Origin of the sequence: Aerococcus sp. HMSC062A02 (assembly GCF_001809535.1) — a bacterium.
Taxonomy (GTDB): domain Bacteria; phylum Bacillota; class Bacilli; order Lactobacillales; family Aerococcaceae; genus Aerococcus.
Genome location: NZ_KV797910.1, coordinates 156,540 through 173,532, shown reverse-complemented (window position 1 = coordinate 173,532; position 16,993 = coordinate 156,540). Strand labels below are relative to the sequence as shown.

The following is a 16,993-nucleotide window of genomic DNA, read 5'->3' as shown; positions in this document are numbered from 1 at the left end:
TATCCTCTCCTTTACTCGCCGACAAACTCGGCATAGCCTTCCTTCTTCAACGCCTTAGCTACCGCTTCCTTAAGCTGAACTGGGACCTGCTCCCACTTGACCCATCCTTTCGGAATGTAGAAAACATAGAATGTAATGAAACTATCCATTAGTTGTTCCCTCCTCTGTTACTTCTTCTGCTGCTTCAGGTGTCTCTTCTTTTGACTCGAGTCGGCCCTTCACTGCTTCAAGCTCCATTCTTAAGCCGAAAATCTGCTCAGATAGCCCGGCAACTATCCCCACATTAACCTGTGTTGCGTCTTCCAGTTTCTTCCGGGCTTCGTCGAGCTTAACGATAGCTTCATTTTGGAATTTGTCACTCAGCTCATCAGCGTAGAACTTTTCAATCAACTTTTTGATCTGTTCCTCTTCCGGAAGGTTCCGGACATCTCCTCGAACGTCTCTCCGGAGAACCTCTCCTTGGCCATTTGTAATGGTAAGTTCAGTTAGTGGTGTATCTGTGTCAAAGTTCTTTGGAATTGCGGATTCGATTTTCCATGTCATAAAGCACATCTCCTTTTCTATATTTGAACTGCGATTTGTTGAGTATCAAAGTAGCCTGTATGTTCGATAAGCCTGTCCATATATTCTTTAGAAGGCTCATTGCCTTCACCAAATGAAGCTGTGAGATCTAACATCATAATATCCTTTATTTTTGACTTCTTACCATTGATATAAATGTAGTATCTTTTATCAGTAGTATTCTTTTCAATAATATATGAAACAAAAGAGTAGGCATTGCCTGGGACGCTCGACTCAAAGCTTTTTACTACCCCATTAAACATTGAGGGCCTTACTTCTGATTCAGGATTAAGACTGTAACAATAGTAATAAATATGTCCAAGGCTAATATCTCTATGAGCTTCTATCCCAGAGGATAATCCTCCATTGACTGGACCTACCTCCCATACTTCATTATTTAAAGTCGCTTCGGTGTATAAATTTGATTTCTTAAATAACCTAGGATTGACTAAATTATTTAATATTTTTGGAATACTTATTCCCCCCCCCCCCCCCGATTTTTTTAGACTTTAAATAGCCAATCGTTACAACGTCTTTATCTTGCTCAGCTGGCGATAGACTTCTCGTCATATGTCTTTACCTCCTACAATTTGTAAAGTTGAAAATGCTTTAGAGTGATAATATCTCCCACTTCAGATTTGATGGGAGTATGAACTATCCACTCTCTCCTTAAATATACTTTTTCTTCAAAGTATCCTCTTTCAACAAATAATCCCTTTCCACCTCCGTGGGTATCAATAGTCTGCCTGGGAAAATCTCTAAGTTCTAAAGGCTCCCCATTACGCTCTATTATTCCACAAACAAGAAAAGCCCCTTCCCCACCATAGTTTTCACTCGACATTTGAAGGGTTAAGTACGCATCTTTTAATTTCACTCTATATTCAAGCTCTTTAAATTTATTCACGCTCATATCATGGTAGGGCTCGTACTGTTTTGCCTTACTATAATCAAAAAGATTAGTAGCTAATCTGCCCCCCCCCATTTTTTATTTGGGTAATAAAACCAACTGTTGGAATATCCGTTTTCGATTTAATTTTAGATAAGTTCCTAACCATCTTTAACTCCTTTCTAAAGCTGAAATTCTTTTTTCAATTGAATTTTTCCATGCTTCAATATCCTCCGGAGATGGTGTCCAAGGCGTAGCTATTTCGCCTTTCTCAAATTTCATACGTTCTCCACTAGGATAAGATACCTTTATAAAATCAACCCCGGCAGGCACAATAAAAGGTAATATCGGATCAGAAGTTCTAGTATCTCCAACTAAAATAACCTTTATAATTCTCTTATTTTTGTCAAAACAGGCTATTCTCCAAGCTTCCTTTGCATCTCCATGCATGGTATAGTTTTCTCCGCTTTTAACTGGAATAAAATAGTCGGTAGTTTTCAATCTCTTGTTAATATAAAATGCGCTATCAGCCTGATTATAGAACCCTACAATTGATTGAGTATCTATAATTAAGTTTCTATTTTGAAGATAGAGATTTATTTTCCCCCCCCATTTTTTATATACCCTAAAAATGCAATATTTGGAATATCTTGTATATTTTCAATTTTTGACAAATTTCTCGGCATATTTATGATCCTTTCTACTTTACTAAATCACTCCAATTGAGGAAATATGGCATCTTTGCATCCCCTTCATCTAAGCGATACCCTGCCACATATAACTTTCCACCAGTATTCCCCTTCTTCTCCAGTCGACACTTGGAGAGTGTGTCGGCTTTTGCTGTAAAAGTTACCCCAAAGCGCTTAAAGTGTGTATCGACCGCTATCCGCTCAAAGTATGGATTGATAGAATTATCCCCACCATCTAAGTAAAGGTCGACTTGTACGCTTTCCGGATTGTCTATCTTTGCATAAAAGCTAAAGGTATAAGTCTCTCCTTCAGCCACACTGTAGGGTTGATATAAGCCAAACCAAGCCTTATCCCTACTCATCACTTTAAGTCCTCTGTATGTCTCTTTTTCCTCGACCCATTGAAATAAGTTTACCCATCGATCACCGCTAAAATCTAGGGTTCCATTTAAGAGATTACCTCCCAAAATCATTTCTATATCAATGCTTTCGCCCCCCCCGAACTTTTTAGACTCTAAAATAACTAAGTTGTCTTTAGCGTAGTTTTGAGTGATAACATCATTTTCGTTTTTGATTGGAGATAGGTTTCTTGCCATAATTTTCCTCCTCAGATTTGCTTTCCTTCAAAAACTGTCCAAGCTGTCCATGTTTTATTAATCGCGTGGAAATATCTTAAATATATTTTTGGTATACCATCTCGATTTGTTAGTCTTTGTTCCACATAACCATCTATATTTACAACATACATAAAAGACCACTTATTAGCAGGACTATACTGTGAGCCGATGTGATAATAGCCACTCTCTTTGCACTCATCTAAATTACCTAAAAAAGGTTGTATCTTATCAACGTATTTCTTAGGCACAATATCCTTTTCTTTTTCAGCTGCACTTAGAAGTCTCGTCATCTCTCCACCCCCTATCCAATAAACGAAACAATGAACTCACCTTGCTTGGGTGGCTCCGCAAATTCTAAGACCACTGCATTAGTATTCTTAAAGTACATAGTCACCTCTACCTTGTCCCAGGGATCAATCGTAGAAAAGACTTCGGTATGTGGTCGCTGAACGCCCAGACCATGCTGGACAGTGATTGTCGTTGACCGGCCATCGCCGATCGTCTTCTCCACCATCCGGAGAGCACGTATCCCAGTATCCACCGCCCCAATCTGCCAGGTCCCCCGACTATTGATTGTCGGCGTATCCCCTCTAGGCCCAGTCGGTCCCTGAACGCCTTGAGGGCCTTGTGCCCCTCTTGGACCTTGCGGACCGGTAGCTCCTTGAGGGCCCTGGCTACCTGTATCCCCTTTTGGTCCCTGGGGCCCGCGTGGGCCGGGGTCTCCTTTTTCGCCCTTCTCACCTTTGATTTTATTCAGGTTAGCTTGAATTAAAGCATTAATTGACTCCTGAATAACATGAGGCTTATAGCTATCTGGATTGATATCAATCGATAAACCTAACGCTGAAGGATCAATGCGTAGATAAGCATCCACATCATTTTTATCCGATGGGAAGATTCGTGACCCTACACCATCCGGCTGTAGCTCAATCTCAATACGATATTCGCCGACAGGAAGCACTTCAAGAATTCGGAATGTTGCAATGTTATGTTCTCCAATCGTTGCTTTAGTCGAGTAAACCGTTTTTTCAATTTCTCCCCGAGTAATGATATAAGCCTTCCCTACTTGGCCAGACAAGTCGATATCATCGTCAGCGTCATGGTCTAGCACCTGGTACTTTAAAGGAGTGGTATCTCCTTGTTTAATGATGCCGCCTCGGTTTTGGTTGGATAATTCCAAGACACCAATATCGCGGTCATCATTATTCAAAGTGTTTCGCATAAGTAGAAAATTATTCGCCATTGGTCTCCTCCTCCCTTTCAATATTGGTTTCCATCTGCTGGATAATTTCTCGAAGCTTTTGGATTTCTTCTAAAGCCTGATTGACTTTTTCCTTCATCTCATCATTTTCTTGCTCGAGCTCATCTATTTGCTCTTTAGCTTCTTGATACAGCGCCTTATACTCAGAAAGAATTTTTTCTTGTTCTTCTAATGTTTGATTCCGTGTATCAGATTTGTTTTTTTCGTATACTCCATAAGCTGTTACTGCTCCAGTAATTAAGGCAAGTATGCTATCGATGTTTATGTTCACGCCAATCCCCCCGTCTGATTGATATCAATGTAAATATCGCTATTGCAAAAGCCATCAACCAAGAACTATTCGAATGGGGATGCGTAACATAGTGACCAAAGTAAAGACCACCAATCCCAGCCCAGAGGCCGGAAGTAAGCGCCATAAGATAGCCTAAATAATTTTGTCGCTTAAAGATAATGGTCAGTAATGCAAGTAACGGTAAAACGAGACATGCTGCAATTAAAAAGTATCGAGAGGGAGGATCTAAAATTCTGACATAGGGATTCTTTTCTAGCACAAGTGTTAAACCGAAAATGAATAAAGTTGTAATTGATGTTAAAGAATTTAAGTAACGCTTCATTGGACTCCCTCCTTACCCTTTTAGTTGGCTTAAAATTGCTTTTAGCAGCTCATTGTTTTTAGTCAGTTGATCTTTAAGTTCTTTATTCTCCTGCCTAATTTCAGTTAACAATAACTTATTATCGTCTCTTGGAATATTAGGCACTTCTTCAAAAATAGCTTTTTCTCCGGATAATTCAGAAGGGTCATCAACTCTCTCGATTTCTTGACCAGTATCATCACTTGATCGAATATAGTCGATGAATTCAATACTATTATCAAATACATTGACTACTGGATATGGAGCAGTGTATTGCTTACCTTCTTCAATATCATTCAAATCAAAAAGCAACTGGTTATCATCCCAAGTTGCTTCGACTAAATTATCACAAATTCTATACTTAATGCTTCTCTCATTAGATACCTGTAAAGTAAAAATAAGGTTCATCACTTATCCTGCCTCCCCAAATGCCCACAGTACAACCGTTAAATTGCCATTTCCTATTGGGTTTTCGTCATAGTTAATCCGCCACTGGTCAATATAAACATGAAGTCTTAGTTTAGCTGCATCAGAGCTATCGGCGTACGAAGAGTTAGAGGTTGACAAGCCACCAAAAACAGTCCCTTTTAGCAAAGCAGGCATAGCGAGTTTTGTATCCGAAAATTTCCAAGGATCATTTCTTTTAATGGCATCCCTATCATAGGTGAATGTTCTCCAGACGATGCGATGGCCACTCGGGAGGTCAATATAATCACCGATGTGCTCTCCGTTATTCTCAACTTTATACCCGATAGACTTAGTTAATTTCCATGTGCCAGGAGCGCTTGGCATCCCTGCACGATTATAAACATTACCAGCGTAATCATAATAAGTTTGGTAGAGAGCTAAGTTTGTCCGGACAACTCTTAACAAAAAAGCTGCTCCGGAGGGGGCATTTTGACGTTTATCGTTAGCTTCCCCTACATCACTGTAATAAAATCCATCTTCGACTATTTTATTCAAGTCAGCGCCTGCGGAAAGTTTTTCGGCTTTCTTATCCTTGATTTCAGGGATAATTAGCTCCTTGCCATTCTGGATGATTTTGCCTTCAAAATAGGAATCTCCTTTAACATCCAGAACGCGATCATGCTCTACAACCTTCCCGACTCCAATTCCTCTAGATCCAAGAGATAACACTGCTCCTGCAGTCGAAACGTCACTTCTTGCAACAGCTTTTCTGCCTCGACTATCTGTAACAGTCAGCGTCAAATCATACGATGTTGTTTCATTATAATTCGTCCCTAATTTAAGTTTACCTTGGAAGGCTTCGTTATAACTGTAATCGTAGACTGTAACCCATTGCGTTTCAGCTCGTTCTTTCCGTTGAACTGTAACTTGAATACTTCCACCACCGGAAACCTCGACTTCTGCAGTCACAGTAGTTCCGGACCGATGAGGCGTAAAAGTTTTGATGGTTGGAGGTGGGACAAGCGTAATCTCCTTCGAAGCTTGGTAGGGGTCAGATTGTCTCCCTCGACTATCGATAGCAACAATCGTCCAGCTATAAGTGCCTGAATCCCCAGTAATATTCCAGACAACATCAGCACCGTTAACTGTGTTGCCGCCACTTTCTGTTTGTGTAACACGACTAATTGTTGAGCCATATGAACCTGCAGCAGATACAGTAATCCGATATTTGCGTTCAGACTCTTCCGTAATGGAGACATTAGTTATAGTTGGCTTGATATGATCTGGCACTGTAATCGCTGCCCAATGCGCATCCGTACCTAGTAATTTTCCAGATTCATCGAAAGTATTACACCAAAATTTAATACTAGCCTGGTCAGTGGTAATCATCTGATTCATTAGATGTAATGGGATTTGGTGTGTTTGGCTATTCTGTTTGACGTTATTTCCAACAAAATAAGCCTTCCCCATAAAATCATAACCATAGCTATTAGTAAAAGATGAGGTGTTCCGATTGATTCTAAAAGTGACATACTCACCAAACTGAACATGATCTGGTTGGCTTCCGGAGTTAGTCTCCACTCGGAAAGTATCATAAGTGGATAAACGTGCAAGGTTAATTCTCTGACCTGCTGTTAAATTTTCTACGCGCAAGCGGCCGCCCCAGTAGATAGCTAAATTATACTTAGCAGACAACTGGACACTAGCCGTTCCATCGCTATTATGGTTCACCCATACCGACCGTTTAGCTAGTGAATATTCACCTGTTCGATTAACAGCCTGTCCATTAGCTGTAAAGGCAATAACAGAATCGCCAACTGTAATACTACCGTTAGCGTTGGCTGTATAGGAAATGGGTCCATAGTCCACTTTTAAGATCACATTGACATCAATCAAAGTACGGTTATTACTATTATCTTGTCTGGCTGTATTCCAATCGATCACGATATAGGGAAGTGTCCCTGATTTATTTCCAACAATTCTTGGCATTAACTACCACCTACCAAATCAAATATTGTAATTTTCGTGCTGCCATAAGCTGCATAAGCCTTGTGATTACCGAAAGCTAAGCTGTTGATGAAAACCCCAGATAGAATCCATAGCATCTGGCCACTAATAAAAGCTACCTCTTTACCTGAATCAAGAAAGCTTATTTTTTCGTTGTCAATATTAACTTTCAACGGATTGTCTTTACGTCCGAGCTGTAGTCCTTCTTCAGCGAATGAGAGATTCGTTTTGATAGCTTCAATGAATAATTGACCAGCTCCGACATTGGCCTCAATGACCTTCAGCCGATGTTCCAAATCTGCTTTGTCAGATTCTCTCGCATTCTCGAGGTGTTTCAACTGAACTTCTGCTTGAGTGAACCGATTTTGGAGGCTATAAAGCTCCTCTCCGGACGGAAGCTGCTCAACAATAGCGGATACACCGGAGATACGTTCCTGGGCCTCTGCCAGAGAAATTTCGCTAGCCTTGCTATTAATCTGATTCTCCATCTCTTCAGGAATCAAGCTCCAATAGTAATCGTCCTTATCAGTTGATTTAGAAGGCGTTGACTTATTGTAAGCATAGCCAATGTATTTCTTGTTTGTTGGGTCGTCGCTCATCCCATTGCCGTTTGGATCATCTGCATACTTAATCCAGGTCCATCCAGATTCACCGGGAACACCCTTTTCACCTTTTGCCCTAAACCAGTAGTAATCTTTAGGATTATTCGATTTTCGTTCAGAGCTATTATTTTCAGAGATCCCAATATAAGTTTTACCAACAGGACTATCTGACATCCCTTCGCCATTAGGACCATCAGAAAACTTAATCCAAGTCCATGACTTATCACCAGGAATCCCTTTAGGCCCTTGATCACCCTTCTCCCCTTTGATACCTTGTGTACGCTGCCAAATATAAGCAGAGGGATCGATTGGGTCACTTTTGTTATTGGTAATCGCAGTCCCCATATAAGACCGACCACTGGCATCACTCGTGCTGAAGCCTTGTCTTCCATCGGCTGAATTTGCCCAGGCGGTATGGATATAGCTGGACTCCCCATCATCTCCTTTAGGACCAGGGAGCCCATCCTCGCCATCTTTACCCGTGTATAAGGACCATTCATACTTACTGGGGTCATTACTGTCTTCTTTAATATGGTCAGAATATACGCCGATATACTTTCTGCCAGGCAAAGCCTTCCGCGTAAACCCTTCTCTCCCATCCGCACTGTTGGCATAGGCCCAGTGAGCATAGGCCGGTTTACCGTCCTGTCCATCTCGACCGTCTTTACCAGGGGCACCATCCTCCCCATCTTGACCAGGAGGACCTGGCTTTAGTTCGATCTCTTCGATTGCTTTTTCTAATTCGATTTGCGTAATAACCGGAATGAATTCGCCATTCTTTTTAATTTGTAGTTCATTAGTCTTTGTGTTCGTCCAGAGTGCTCCTTCGGGTGCGTCTTTAGGCTCTTCTGCTTGCTCATAACGTGCCATGATAAAGTTTTTAATCGTCAAAGTATCGGAGATGACTCCTGATTCTTTGGTTTGCGTATTATAAGCTATACAGTAAAACTTGGCTTCGTTATAGATATCCGCAGTGGATATTGAAATTTTTGGCCCTTTGTTTTCATGAACCCTATTCCAAGCGGCATCTTCCTGGCCACCCTGGCGGATCCAGTCAAAACGGTCAAACTCTCTTGTTCGGTCGACACCATTTTGCATAATAGTTGACTGTAATTCTGTATCGACAATGTTGTCTTTAAAAATCGTTCCGTTTGAAGAAGTAATTCGGTTTTCATAAGGAATTGCTTCCCAAGAATTGGTATCTGGCATGAAAGTTAACTTTTCAATTGTACCGTTATCATTCATCTTTAGCCATTGTTGACCTGGCGCAGGATCATCAGGCTCGAGCTGGCTGGCGACAAAGGACTTCACATTAGACAAGGTGATTTGAGCAGTCTCTCCACCCCAAGTGACTTCAAAGGTCGACCGGTTTTCAATATCGAAAGCATTCACACCAATTGCTGGTCCGGTCATAAACCAGGAAGGATCTTCAATGCCGTTTTCATCATAGCGACGCCATTCAAAATTATCATTCAGATAGTTATCCGTAACATCTAGGCTTCCCTTGCGAATCTTGGCCCGTAGCACGGTATCTGCTTTGTTATTGATAAAGGAGGTGCCAGCACTCGACTCAATAGAGAGCATGGCTGGATTCATTTCAGTCCAAGTTTGACGAATGGTTTTAAGTTCTTTTTGCAGAGCAATGATCTCCGGATCAATTTTAGATTCAAGAACTTCATAGTTCCCAATCTTAATCTCATTAAGCGATTCATTGGTTTCGGATTCAGCAATTTCAAGAACCCTAGCCTTGATATAAAGAGCCGGGGAGAAATCGTGATCAACAATCCGAATCCAGTCGCCTTTCTCCAGGCCATCCTTAATTTTGCTCACTTTAATCGTGAAAACTAAGGACGGATTGCTATACTTCTTAAGGTAATTCAATCCCTTCTGAAATAGCTTCTCTGGGTCATCGTCATCCGTATTGAGGTAATCCATAATATAGCCGCCAGCGGTCGGTTTTAGCCGCCGCCATCTTTCGTGGCCTTCTCGGTCATAAATACGGCTCTCACCTTTCTTAGTAAAAAAGCGCCCATCATCGTAGACGATATCTTTGATACCGACATACTGTTTTGGCGCTTCATTATCAATAACTAATTTTTTCTTGGTGTCCGTTTGACTAGTGGTTTCGGCTTTTGGAGCAGTCGACTGACTCGATGAGTTCGTCTTTTTATCGAATCGTTTCAGATTGTAAGTGTTAATGATATTAATCAATTTACTGGCATAGCGGTGATCGGTGGCATAAGTCCCTTGTAAGGCCCGACATTGAGCTTCAGGACTATTAGCGCTCAATACATGACGATAGTGATTCTTAAGCCATGTACTCGAGGTGAACAAGTTCTCATGGTCAATGACGCTACTCTCTGTATTCGGGTAGCTTCTAAAGCCAGCGACTGTATTGTAGTAGTACTGACCATTTGATTCTGATGTCCCTAAACGAACCGTTTTTCCGTTATAACTCCCCTTAATGCCGAAGTGGTTGTTATACTGTCGAGCAAGACTAGACCGCCCCCAGTCACTCTCTAAGATGGCCTGGGCAATGGTTACAGAAGGATAAATATTCTTGGCCACCTTCTGTGCTGCTGTACCAATCTTATTGATATAGTCCTCTTGAAATCCGATTTTACTCACCTACTCTCCATTAATTCGATAAAATCCTGTCACGTTAAAATACTTCAAATTTGAGTAACAAATTTTCTGTCCGGGTTGAGGGGCATGTAGAATCTTGTCGCTCACTGATAAGGGTTGGAGAAGCATCACCACATGGTTGACGCCATTAACGATTACCACATCACCTCTAGTCGCTTGATTACGGCTGATCTTGTGCCAGCCTTGTTGACCATGAATGGTATAAGTCGTTGTCCGTCCTCGAAGGCCGTAGCCGGCTTGTTTAAAGCCATAATCAAAGAGGCCAGAGCAGTCAAAACCACCTTCCGCCCGGCTCTCACCACCCCAAACATAGGGCCATCCGAGCTGTTGTAAGCAGTTTTGAATGGCCTTTTCTTTTTTATCAGAAATGCCATAAGGGTTCTTTTTGTTGCCGCCCCCTCCACTACTGTTATTGTTACCACCTCCAGAACTTGGAGCATTGTCAACTTTGGTTGTTTTTTGTTCCTCAATGACTTCTTTATATTGAGGAATCTCTTTACCAGCCAGTTCTACGCCTGTAATGACCCGGGTAATATCCACAATCTTAGTGGCATCAATCAAGTCGCGATCAGCATCATAAATAACACCAGTATCCTTGCCAATTTCTTTGTAGAAATTACAATACATTTTCTTCACTTGGCTACCGTCAAAATCAACAGTAAAGTCATAGTCGCACTCAAAGACTTGGCAGATACTGTTTAACCGCTCTAAGCCTGTTTGGTATTGCTGGGACTCAAACTGACGCTCTGATGTTTGAAGTGATTCATCAATCTCGCCAATTTCCCAACCTGTGTCATAGAGCACTGTCTTGATGAGGTCTACAAATTTTCTTCGTTTATGAATCACGATTTCCTTTTGAGGTGGAACTGAGTCATCACTTTCAAAGCCCTTACTTTCAGACGTCTTCAAGGCCTTTTCTCTCTTGGCGTCATACTCCTTTTGAGCTTTCTCGCTCTCTACTTTGTCTTTTTCATTAAGAACTGGAGGATAAACTTCATTAATGAGGTCCATGCCTGCATCTTCTGCATAAATTTTCTTCTCCATTTTGGCGGAGCCTTCTTCAACTTCCATAATCTGAAAAAGCAATTGCTTACCGGCTTTGTTCTTCTTGGTAATATAGTTGCCTTCACAGATTTTAGAAATTAAGTCTTCAAACTTTTTCTGCTTCTTAATGACCACATCAAAGGTTTTTATACCGCCTCTTACCTTTGTCCGGATTACATCATCATAGTAGTGAAGGGTACCTTCGCTGGTATTATCTAAAACGCCAACAACCTGGTGCCCTTGATCAAGAATAAAAATCATTGCTCCACCTCCTTATAACCATCTTTTTCGGTATTTAATTCGAATAAAGGGATCTCGAGCCCAGCCGCTATAGCCAAACTGTAAGTCTGTTTTACCTGTGGGAATTTCAAAAAAACGAGAACCAATGTCCAGTGAGCCATAATGCGGCAAGCCAGACAAGGTCACATCACCTGTTTGATTATCGATGACTAATCTTTCTCCTAAGCTAAATTCATTAGGGATATCCTTCCACTTATCTGTGTTGTGGTAATCAGCATAGACCCCCATAATATCGTTATAGCGATAAGAATTAGTATCTCTCAGCTTACCTGCAGCGATTTGGTAGTAAGAGACCACACGCGCCAAAAAGGAAGGTAGAGTCGTCTTATAGTAGAGTGTCTCATTGGAGCGTTCATTGTGAATTTGCCAAATTAATTCAGCTCCCATCTTCCACATTTTAATCGTACCTTTGAAATCAAAGAAGCTATCTCTAGAATATCGTCTGGCACTGCCATTAGGATAGTGAATCCAACATTCCACATTAATCGATCGATAATTAGTCGAAACATCGATAATTTTAATCGACATAATTGCTTTTTGGTTATTATCTAGTAAATAATGCTGCTGAATTCCGGTTTCACCCCAACCTTTCGCTTCATGAGACAGCTGGCACCGACTATAAGTACTCATTCGAGTGCCTGCTTTCTTAAAGGCTTTAGTAATCACTGCACCATGCCAAGGACGACTCTGTGTCCAGGAACCATCTGAAGCGCTAGCCCCTTGGACAGAGCCTCTTTCTGTCTTCACAAAGCGATTAATTGTTGGATGTTTAGGATCAAAATCAATCGTTAGATCAATATTGCCACTCGAATTAGCAGAGAAATTAGCCAGCCACTGAACGCTATTCACTCGCATATTTCGTAAATCAAAAGGAACACTCTTAGAATGACTTGTTCCATTTAAACGAAGATTTAATCGCGGTGAATAATTATGCCCTGCTGGATAGAGGTTATAGGCCCCTCGCCTTGTTGAATTACGATAAAGCCCAATACTTACTTTAATTTGACCATCAGAAATGCTATAGAGGGCAATTAAACAAGTTACACCATCACTAAGTCGATATTCAAAGCGCCCATTCTTGGCCGGGATAATCGTCGCACTCGTACTAGATGAGCTTCCTTGATTAGGATTGGTTACTCCCCATTTATTTGTTCCAAACTTCCCTGTCGGGCTAAAGTTATCGAGCTCACAGGGAATGTCTGTTCGCCATCCGGAGATATTATCCATTTCTTCCGCCATGACTTTCTCGGAAGGAGGAATTGCTTCTAAGTCTTGCTCTTTGTGATTACCAACTTGGATAATTCCATTGGGGCTAGCTACAGCAACAAAACCACAGTCACTCATAAAGTCGAATTCAAAACGAGGGAGCGTTGGTGCGGATCCCTCGTTTTGAAATGAAAACCGATGCGTCCCTCTTGGAACTTCAACCGTGCTCTCCCAGATTGCATAAGCAAAGGGATCTAAGCAAAGGAATGTAAAGGTTCCATTAGCTAGAACATCTAAAATCTCATCAAAATTTGATGCTCCTTCAACGATACCTAGGTAATATCGATCCGGCTCATCACCTAAAATAATTTCCTTAGGCTCTCGAGTATCGAGCATGTATGCTAAAACTTGCCGGGCATCTTGCAGCTTCTCATTATGAATAGTGAAAGAAATTTTAATTCGACGTGCGCCATAAGATTCACCATCAAAGAATTCACCATTTCGCCGGTCAATCTTGTAACTATCAACAGCATGTGGAGGTAGAAGCTCCCGATCAACTTTAGTGATACGACATACCGAGTTTAATTCTTCTCCATTGAAATATACTTGAAAGGTTTCAGCCATTCTCTACCTCCCTAATCATTTAAAATCTCTTACCAATAAATCTATTTTCCCGTTTCTCTAGGGTATCCAGTGCATCACGAGTATATTTAGCCGTAGTTTGTTGGAACTCTCGACCATCAATATCAATGACATTACGAATATAAACATCACGGTCCTGCTGAATAATCGTTGTCCCAGAACCTCCAGACACCTCATAATTCCCTCTAGGCATGATATTGTGATAACTGTAGGGATTTCCATTAGGAGAAACAACAGAGCCAATACCGCCGCTCCCAGAGCCTCTGGAGCCACCCTCTATACCTTTTCCGCCTTCAGGAAGAGGTGGTGACCCTTCAAGATTCCAACCAAACCCCATTTGGAAATTATCTGGAAGCATCTTCCGAATTTCTTCAGCAATGTCAGAAACAAAGGCCATAACATCTTTAAAGGAATCTTTCAACCCAACTAGGAAACCATCTAGGATAGCATTACCTGCTGGAATCAGTAGCTTTCTATCGTACTGGATTGGCCCTTTGTTTTCTCGAATCCATGAGCCGATACCACCAATAAAGCTTTTTACATTTTCGAAGGCTGCTTTAAGGCCATTCAAGAAGCCTTGGATAATAGCAACCCCTATATCATAAAGGTTGATATTCCTTAACTTGTTAAAGGTGCTCTTCACACGATCAACAATGTTTCGGACACTAGTCACTAATTGGTTCCAAGCACGAACAGCGCCATCTTTAATTGCGTTTGCTATTTCAATAACTGAAGCCTTCATAGCAGTAAATTTAGCGATCACAGATCGAATAAGACTCGAGGTAATCGACATAAAAGCGTTCTTGAGGTTATTCCACACTTGCTGTCCTAATGCTAAGATGCCATTCCAAAGGGCTGAGAGAGTAGATTTGACCCCATTCCAAGCGGTTGAGAAATCTGACTTAACGTTTTCTAACCAACCTGAAAAGTAAGTTTTTAGCCCTTCCCAAATGAGTCGAGCTCCTTGAACAATCGAATCCCAAATCAGCTTAAGATCTTCCCCTAACTGTGTCCAATCACCGTTTAGAATATCGATAATCACAAGGGTTGCTCCCATAAATATTGCCTTAATGATTTCCCAAACACCTTGGAACATCATCTTGATGCCTTCCCACAATCTAGAGAAGTTTTCTTTAAACGTATTCCATCGCTGCATCCCATATTCTGTGATCATTTGCCATACCTGCATCAGATACTCAGAGATTGGTTGCCAAACAGCCACTAGGGTTTCCTTGATACTTGTCCAAGTCTCACTGATCCATTGACCAAAGCTTGCGATACCTTGCTTGATTGCTTCCCAAGCTGTAGCTAGGCCTGTCTTAAGCGTCTCCCAGGCTTGATTTACGCCATCCCGGAACCATTCAACGTTGTTATAGGCCCAGACAAACCCGGCAACCAATGCTGCAATAGCAGCGACTACCAAAATAATTGGGTTAGCCATAAGCGTTGCCCATAGACTAGAGAGACCTCCTTTAATTGAGCCAACAGCAGTAGAAATGGCACCACTGACCCCAGGCATAGCAGCTTTTAATCCACCGAAAGCCCCCTTAAGCGAGCCAACTTGGCTTGCCAGTTGAGGGACTCCAGTAATTGCTTTAAAGGCTCCCTTCAGACCACCAACTGCTTCAAGCCCTTTAGTCACCCCGTTAATTCCATTGGTTACACTGCCCAGAACTCCAGTAACTACCCTTGTCCCGAGGAAGGCACCAATTACAATTTTAATGAGTGGTTGTAAAGGACCTAGAGCATCCCAAATGCTCCTTAGTTTTTCAATAACACTTTGAATAGCTGAAATCACTGTTGGAACATGTTGAGCGATTGTAGCAAAGGTATCACTAATAACACCTTTAACTTTGTCGAAGTTATCAGCAATTGACCCGAGCCCAGCATCTTGTAAGCCTGTATCAATCGCCTCAATCACACTGGCAATACCTTTAGCAGTTGCATTCTTCATGTTTTCAAAGGATGTTTGAATCCCTTGCGATGCATCTAGGGCTTGATCTCTAAATCCTCCTGCTGAGGTGTCTAATTCAATGAACTTCTGGTTCATCTCTTCCATGGTGATCGTGCCATCTTGTAAGGCATTAAAGAGATCATTCTTGGCCGTTTTACCAGTAAAACCAAACGCTTCAGCTACTTGTTGGAGAGCTGTTGGCATGGTTTCCATTAAGGTTCGCCAGGACTCTAAGTCAACTTTACCTGTCGATAACATTTGGGTGTATTGCTGGAGGCCACGAGACGCGTCCTCTGACGATGCCCCACTAGCTAAGAAAGCATCATTTAGAGCTAGAGTTGTATCAACCCCAACATCCATATCACCAAGTGTCGAGATCATTTGTTGAGCATTCCCAGTCACATCATCTAAACGAGTCGGCAAGCCATCAATCCCTTGACTCAGTCGGTCGATGGCTGCTTTTGATTCATCTGTTGAATACCCCAAGTTAGACATAACTTTAGGGAATTGGTTCATCGTATCGAAGCGGTTAATCGCGCTATCCATAGAATTGGAAATAGCGCTTATCGCCATTGTGACCCCTTGTGTTGCGAGCTGAGCGATACCGAACGCTTTCGCCATTCCCATAATACCAATGGAACTTTTATCGCCTAGACCATCTAGTAAATCCTGGACTTTTTCTACAGATTCTTGTAAATCATTTGAATCTCCACGAATTTCAACGCTCAACGTGTAATCAGCCATCGGTTACCTCCTCTCGTTTTGGTGGTTGCATGCCATTTGCTTCGTAAATCCGGCTTACCCAGTCCTTGCCTTCTTTTTTCTCGGTTTCAAGAACAACACTAAGGTCAACTTGAGCTTTTTCTTTATCTAAAGGTTTTTGAGCTTTCTTCCATAGATCAACAAAGCGTTTGTTCTTCTTCCGCAGTGCATTGCTGACAGCATTCAGAACAGCGTTGCGAATATAAGTGGTTTGTTCAACCGTCTTATTCTCATACGCTTTCATAATAAAAAGCTTTTCAAGCTGTGTCAGGGCTTCGTAATCTGCTTTTGAATACCCAAAATTCACAGCAAAAAAAGCAAAATCAATTTGAGTCGAATAGTGCTTTCTTTGCTCTAATTCTTTCTCATCGATTTTGCTTTGATCCGTTGAAAAATACTCAAACTGGACTAAGCTTGAGGGAATAAAAAAGCGCAGTCCTCCGAAATTTTTGTTACAACTAAACCATTTAGTTTGATATAGCCATAGTCTTCAGATAAGAGTAAAGCATCGAAATATTTCTTAGCCTGTTCCGGAGATACCTTGCCCCCATCGACTTTATAAAGGGCTTGGGTGAATAGCGTCCGGAGCTGGCTAATCGATAAAACAGCCTCTTGTTTATGTAAGAGGTGTAAAACAGAATCACCTAGTAAGTTCTCAATCGCTTCAATCCGTTTCAAGGTATAGCGAAGTTCGTAAGACTCATCATTAACAATAATTAAATTGTCTTTTTTCTTTGTCTCTTCAGTTTCAACCTGGATATTTTTATCAGTCATTT

General features: G+C 41.5%; 18 protein-coding genes. All 18 read right to left on the bottom strand.

Annotated features, from left to right (window positions below; all coding sequences use genetic code 11):
- Nucleotides 1-11: 11 nt before the first annotated feature.
- The 18 genes from HMPREF2626_RS10080 to HMPREF2626_RS01615 all read right to left on the bottom strand — a co-directional run bounded on the left by HMPREF2626_RS10080 (nucleotide 12) and on the right by HMPREF2626_RS01615 (nucleotide 16,991).
- Nucleotides 12-149 (bottom strand): hypothetical protein, encoded by a 138-nt coding sequence (locus HMPREF2626_RS10080; RefSeq protein WP_168162689.1) that lies wholly within the window; start codon nucleotides 147-149, stop codon nucleotides 12-14.
- Entirely contained in the window at nucleotides 142-543 is a 402-nt protein-coding gene (locus HMPREF2626_RS01695; RefSeq protein ID WP_070616929.1) for a hypothetical protein, read from the bottom strand. Before HMPREF2626_RS01695 ends, HMPREF2626_RS10080 begins: the two co-directional genes overlap by 8 nt.
- Nucleotides 544-560: 17 nt before the next feature.
- Nucleotides 561-824, bottom strand: coding sequence for a hypothetical protein (locus HMPREF2626_RS01690; RefSeq protein ID WP_070616928.1), 264 nt, complete (start codon nucleotides 822-824; stop codon nucleotides 561-563).
- A 320-nt stretch (nucleotides 825-1,144) separates the two neighbouring features.
- A complete protein-coding gene (locus HMPREF2626_RS01685) occupies nucleotides 1,145-1,465 on the bottom strand; it encodes a hypothetical protein (RefSeq protein WP_141744560.1) in 321 nt (106 codons plus the stop codon).
- 153 nt (nucleotides 1,466-1,618) lie between these two features.
- Nucleotides 1,619-1,897 (bottom strand): hypothetical protein, encoded by a 279-nt coding sequence (locus HMPREF2626_RS01680; protein WP_070616926.1) that lies wholly within the window; start codon nucleotides 1,895-1,897, stop codon nucleotides 1,619-1,621.
- A gap of 250 nt (nucleotides 1,898-2,147) precedes the next feature.
- Entirely contained in the window at nucleotides 2,148-2,732 is a 585-nt protein-coding gene (locus HMPREF2626_RS01675) for a carbohydrate binding domain-containing protein (protein WP_070616925.1), read from the bottom strand.
- An 11-nt stretch (nucleotides 2,733-2,743) separates the two neighbouring features.
- Nucleotides 2,744-3,043, bottom strand: coding sequence for a hypothetical protein (locus HMPREF2626_RS01670; RefSeq protein WP_070616924.1), 300 nt, complete (start codon nucleotides 3,041-3,043; stop codon nucleotides 2,744-2,746).
- An 11-nt stretch (nucleotides 3,044-3,054) separates the two neighbouring features.
- Nucleotides 3,055-3,996 carry a collagen-like protein gene (locus tag HMPREF2626_RS10365; protein ID WP_070616923.1) on the bottom strand — a complete coding sequence of 314 codons (942 nt, stop codon included), beginning with the start codon at nucleotides 3,994-3,996 and terminating at the stop codon, nucleotides 3,055-3,057.
- Nucleotides 3,986-4,285 carry a hypothetical protein gene (locus tag HMPREF2626_RS01660; protein ID WP_070616922.1) on the bottom strand — a complete coding sequence of 100 codons (300 nt, stop codon included), beginning with the start codon at nucleotides 4,283-4,285 and terminating at the stop codon, nucleotides 3,986-3,988. The genes HMPREF2626_RS10365 and HMPREF2626_RS01660 overlap by 11 nt, the downstream gene beginning before the upstream one ends.
- On the bottom strand, nucleotides 4,266-4,628 hold the full coding sequence (locus tag HMPREF2626_RS01655) for a hypothetical protein (RefSeq protein WP_070616921.1): 363 nt from the start codon (nucleotides 4,626-4,628) through the stop codon (nucleotides 4,266-4,268). Before HMPREF2626_RS01655 ends, HMPREF2626_RS01660 begins: the two co-directional genes overlap by 20 nt.
- A 12-nt stretch (nucleotides 4,629-4,640) precedes the next feature.
- Nucleotides 4,641-5,054, bottom strand: coding sequence for a hypothetical protein (locus tag HMPREF2626_RS01650; RefSeq protein ID WP_141744558.1), 414 nt, complete (start codon nucleotides 5,052-5,054; stop codon nucleotides 4,641-4,643).
- Between the two features lie 3 nt (nucleotides 5,055-5,057).
- On the bottom strand, nucleotides 5,058-7,043 hold the full coding sequence (locus HMPREF2626_RS01645) for a DUF859 family phage minor structural protein (RefSeq protein WP_070616919.1): 1,986 nt from the start codon (nucleotides 7,041-7,043) through the stop codon (nucleotides 5,058-5,060).
- Nucleotides 7,043-10,291 (bottom strand): glycoside hydrolase family 73 protein, encoded by a 3,249-nt coding sequence (locus tag HMPREF2626_RS01640; protein WP_070616918.1) that lies wholly within the window; start codon nucleotides 10,289-10,291, stop codon nucleotides 7,043-7,045. The genes HMPREF2626_RS01645 and HMPREF2626_RS01640 overlap by 1 nt, the downstream gene beginning before the upstream one ends.
- The gene (locus HMPREF2626_RS01635) at nucleotides 10,292-11,614 is read right to left on the bottom strand and encodes an NlpC/P60 family protein (protein WP_070616917.1); all 1,323 of its coding nucleotides are present in this window, start codon (nucleotides 11,612-11,614) and stop codon (nucleotides 10,292-10,294) included. It abuts the gene before it with no gap.
- Nucleotides 11,615-11,626: 12 nt separating this feature from the next.
- Nucleotides 11,627-13,483: a distal tail protein Dit gene (locus tag HMPREF2626_RS01630; RefSeq protein WP_070616916.1), complete on the bottom strand. Its 1,857-nt coding sequence runs from the start codon at nucleotides 13,481-13,483 to the stop codon at nucleotides 11,627-11,629.
- Nucleotides 13,484-13,502: 19 nt separating this feature from the next.
- A complete protein-coding gene (locus HMPREF2626_RS01625) occupies nucleotides 13,503-16,199 on the bottom strand; it encodes a tape measure protein (RefSeq protein WP_070616915.1) in 2,697 nt (898 codons plus the stop codon).
- On the bottom strand, nucleotides 16,192-16,461 hold the full coding sequence (locus tag HMPREF2626_RS01620; RefSeq protein WP_246818911.1) for a hypothetical protein: 270 nt from the start codon (nucleotides 16,459-16,461) through the stop codon (nucleotides 16,192-16,194). Before HMPREF2626_RS01620 ends, HMPREF2626_RS01625 begins: the two co-directional genes overlap by 8 nt.
- A gap of 164 nt (nucleotides 16,462-16,625) precedes the next feature.
- Nucleotides 16,626-16,991 carry a hypothetical protein gene (locus HMPREF2626_RS01615; RefSeq protein ID WP_070616913.1) on the bottom strand — a complete coding sequence of 122 codons (366 nt, stop codon included), beginning with the start codon at nucleotides 16,989-16,991 and terminating at the stop codon, nucleotides 16,626-16,628.
- Between the last annotated feature and the right edge of the window lie 2 nt (nucleotides 16,992-16,993).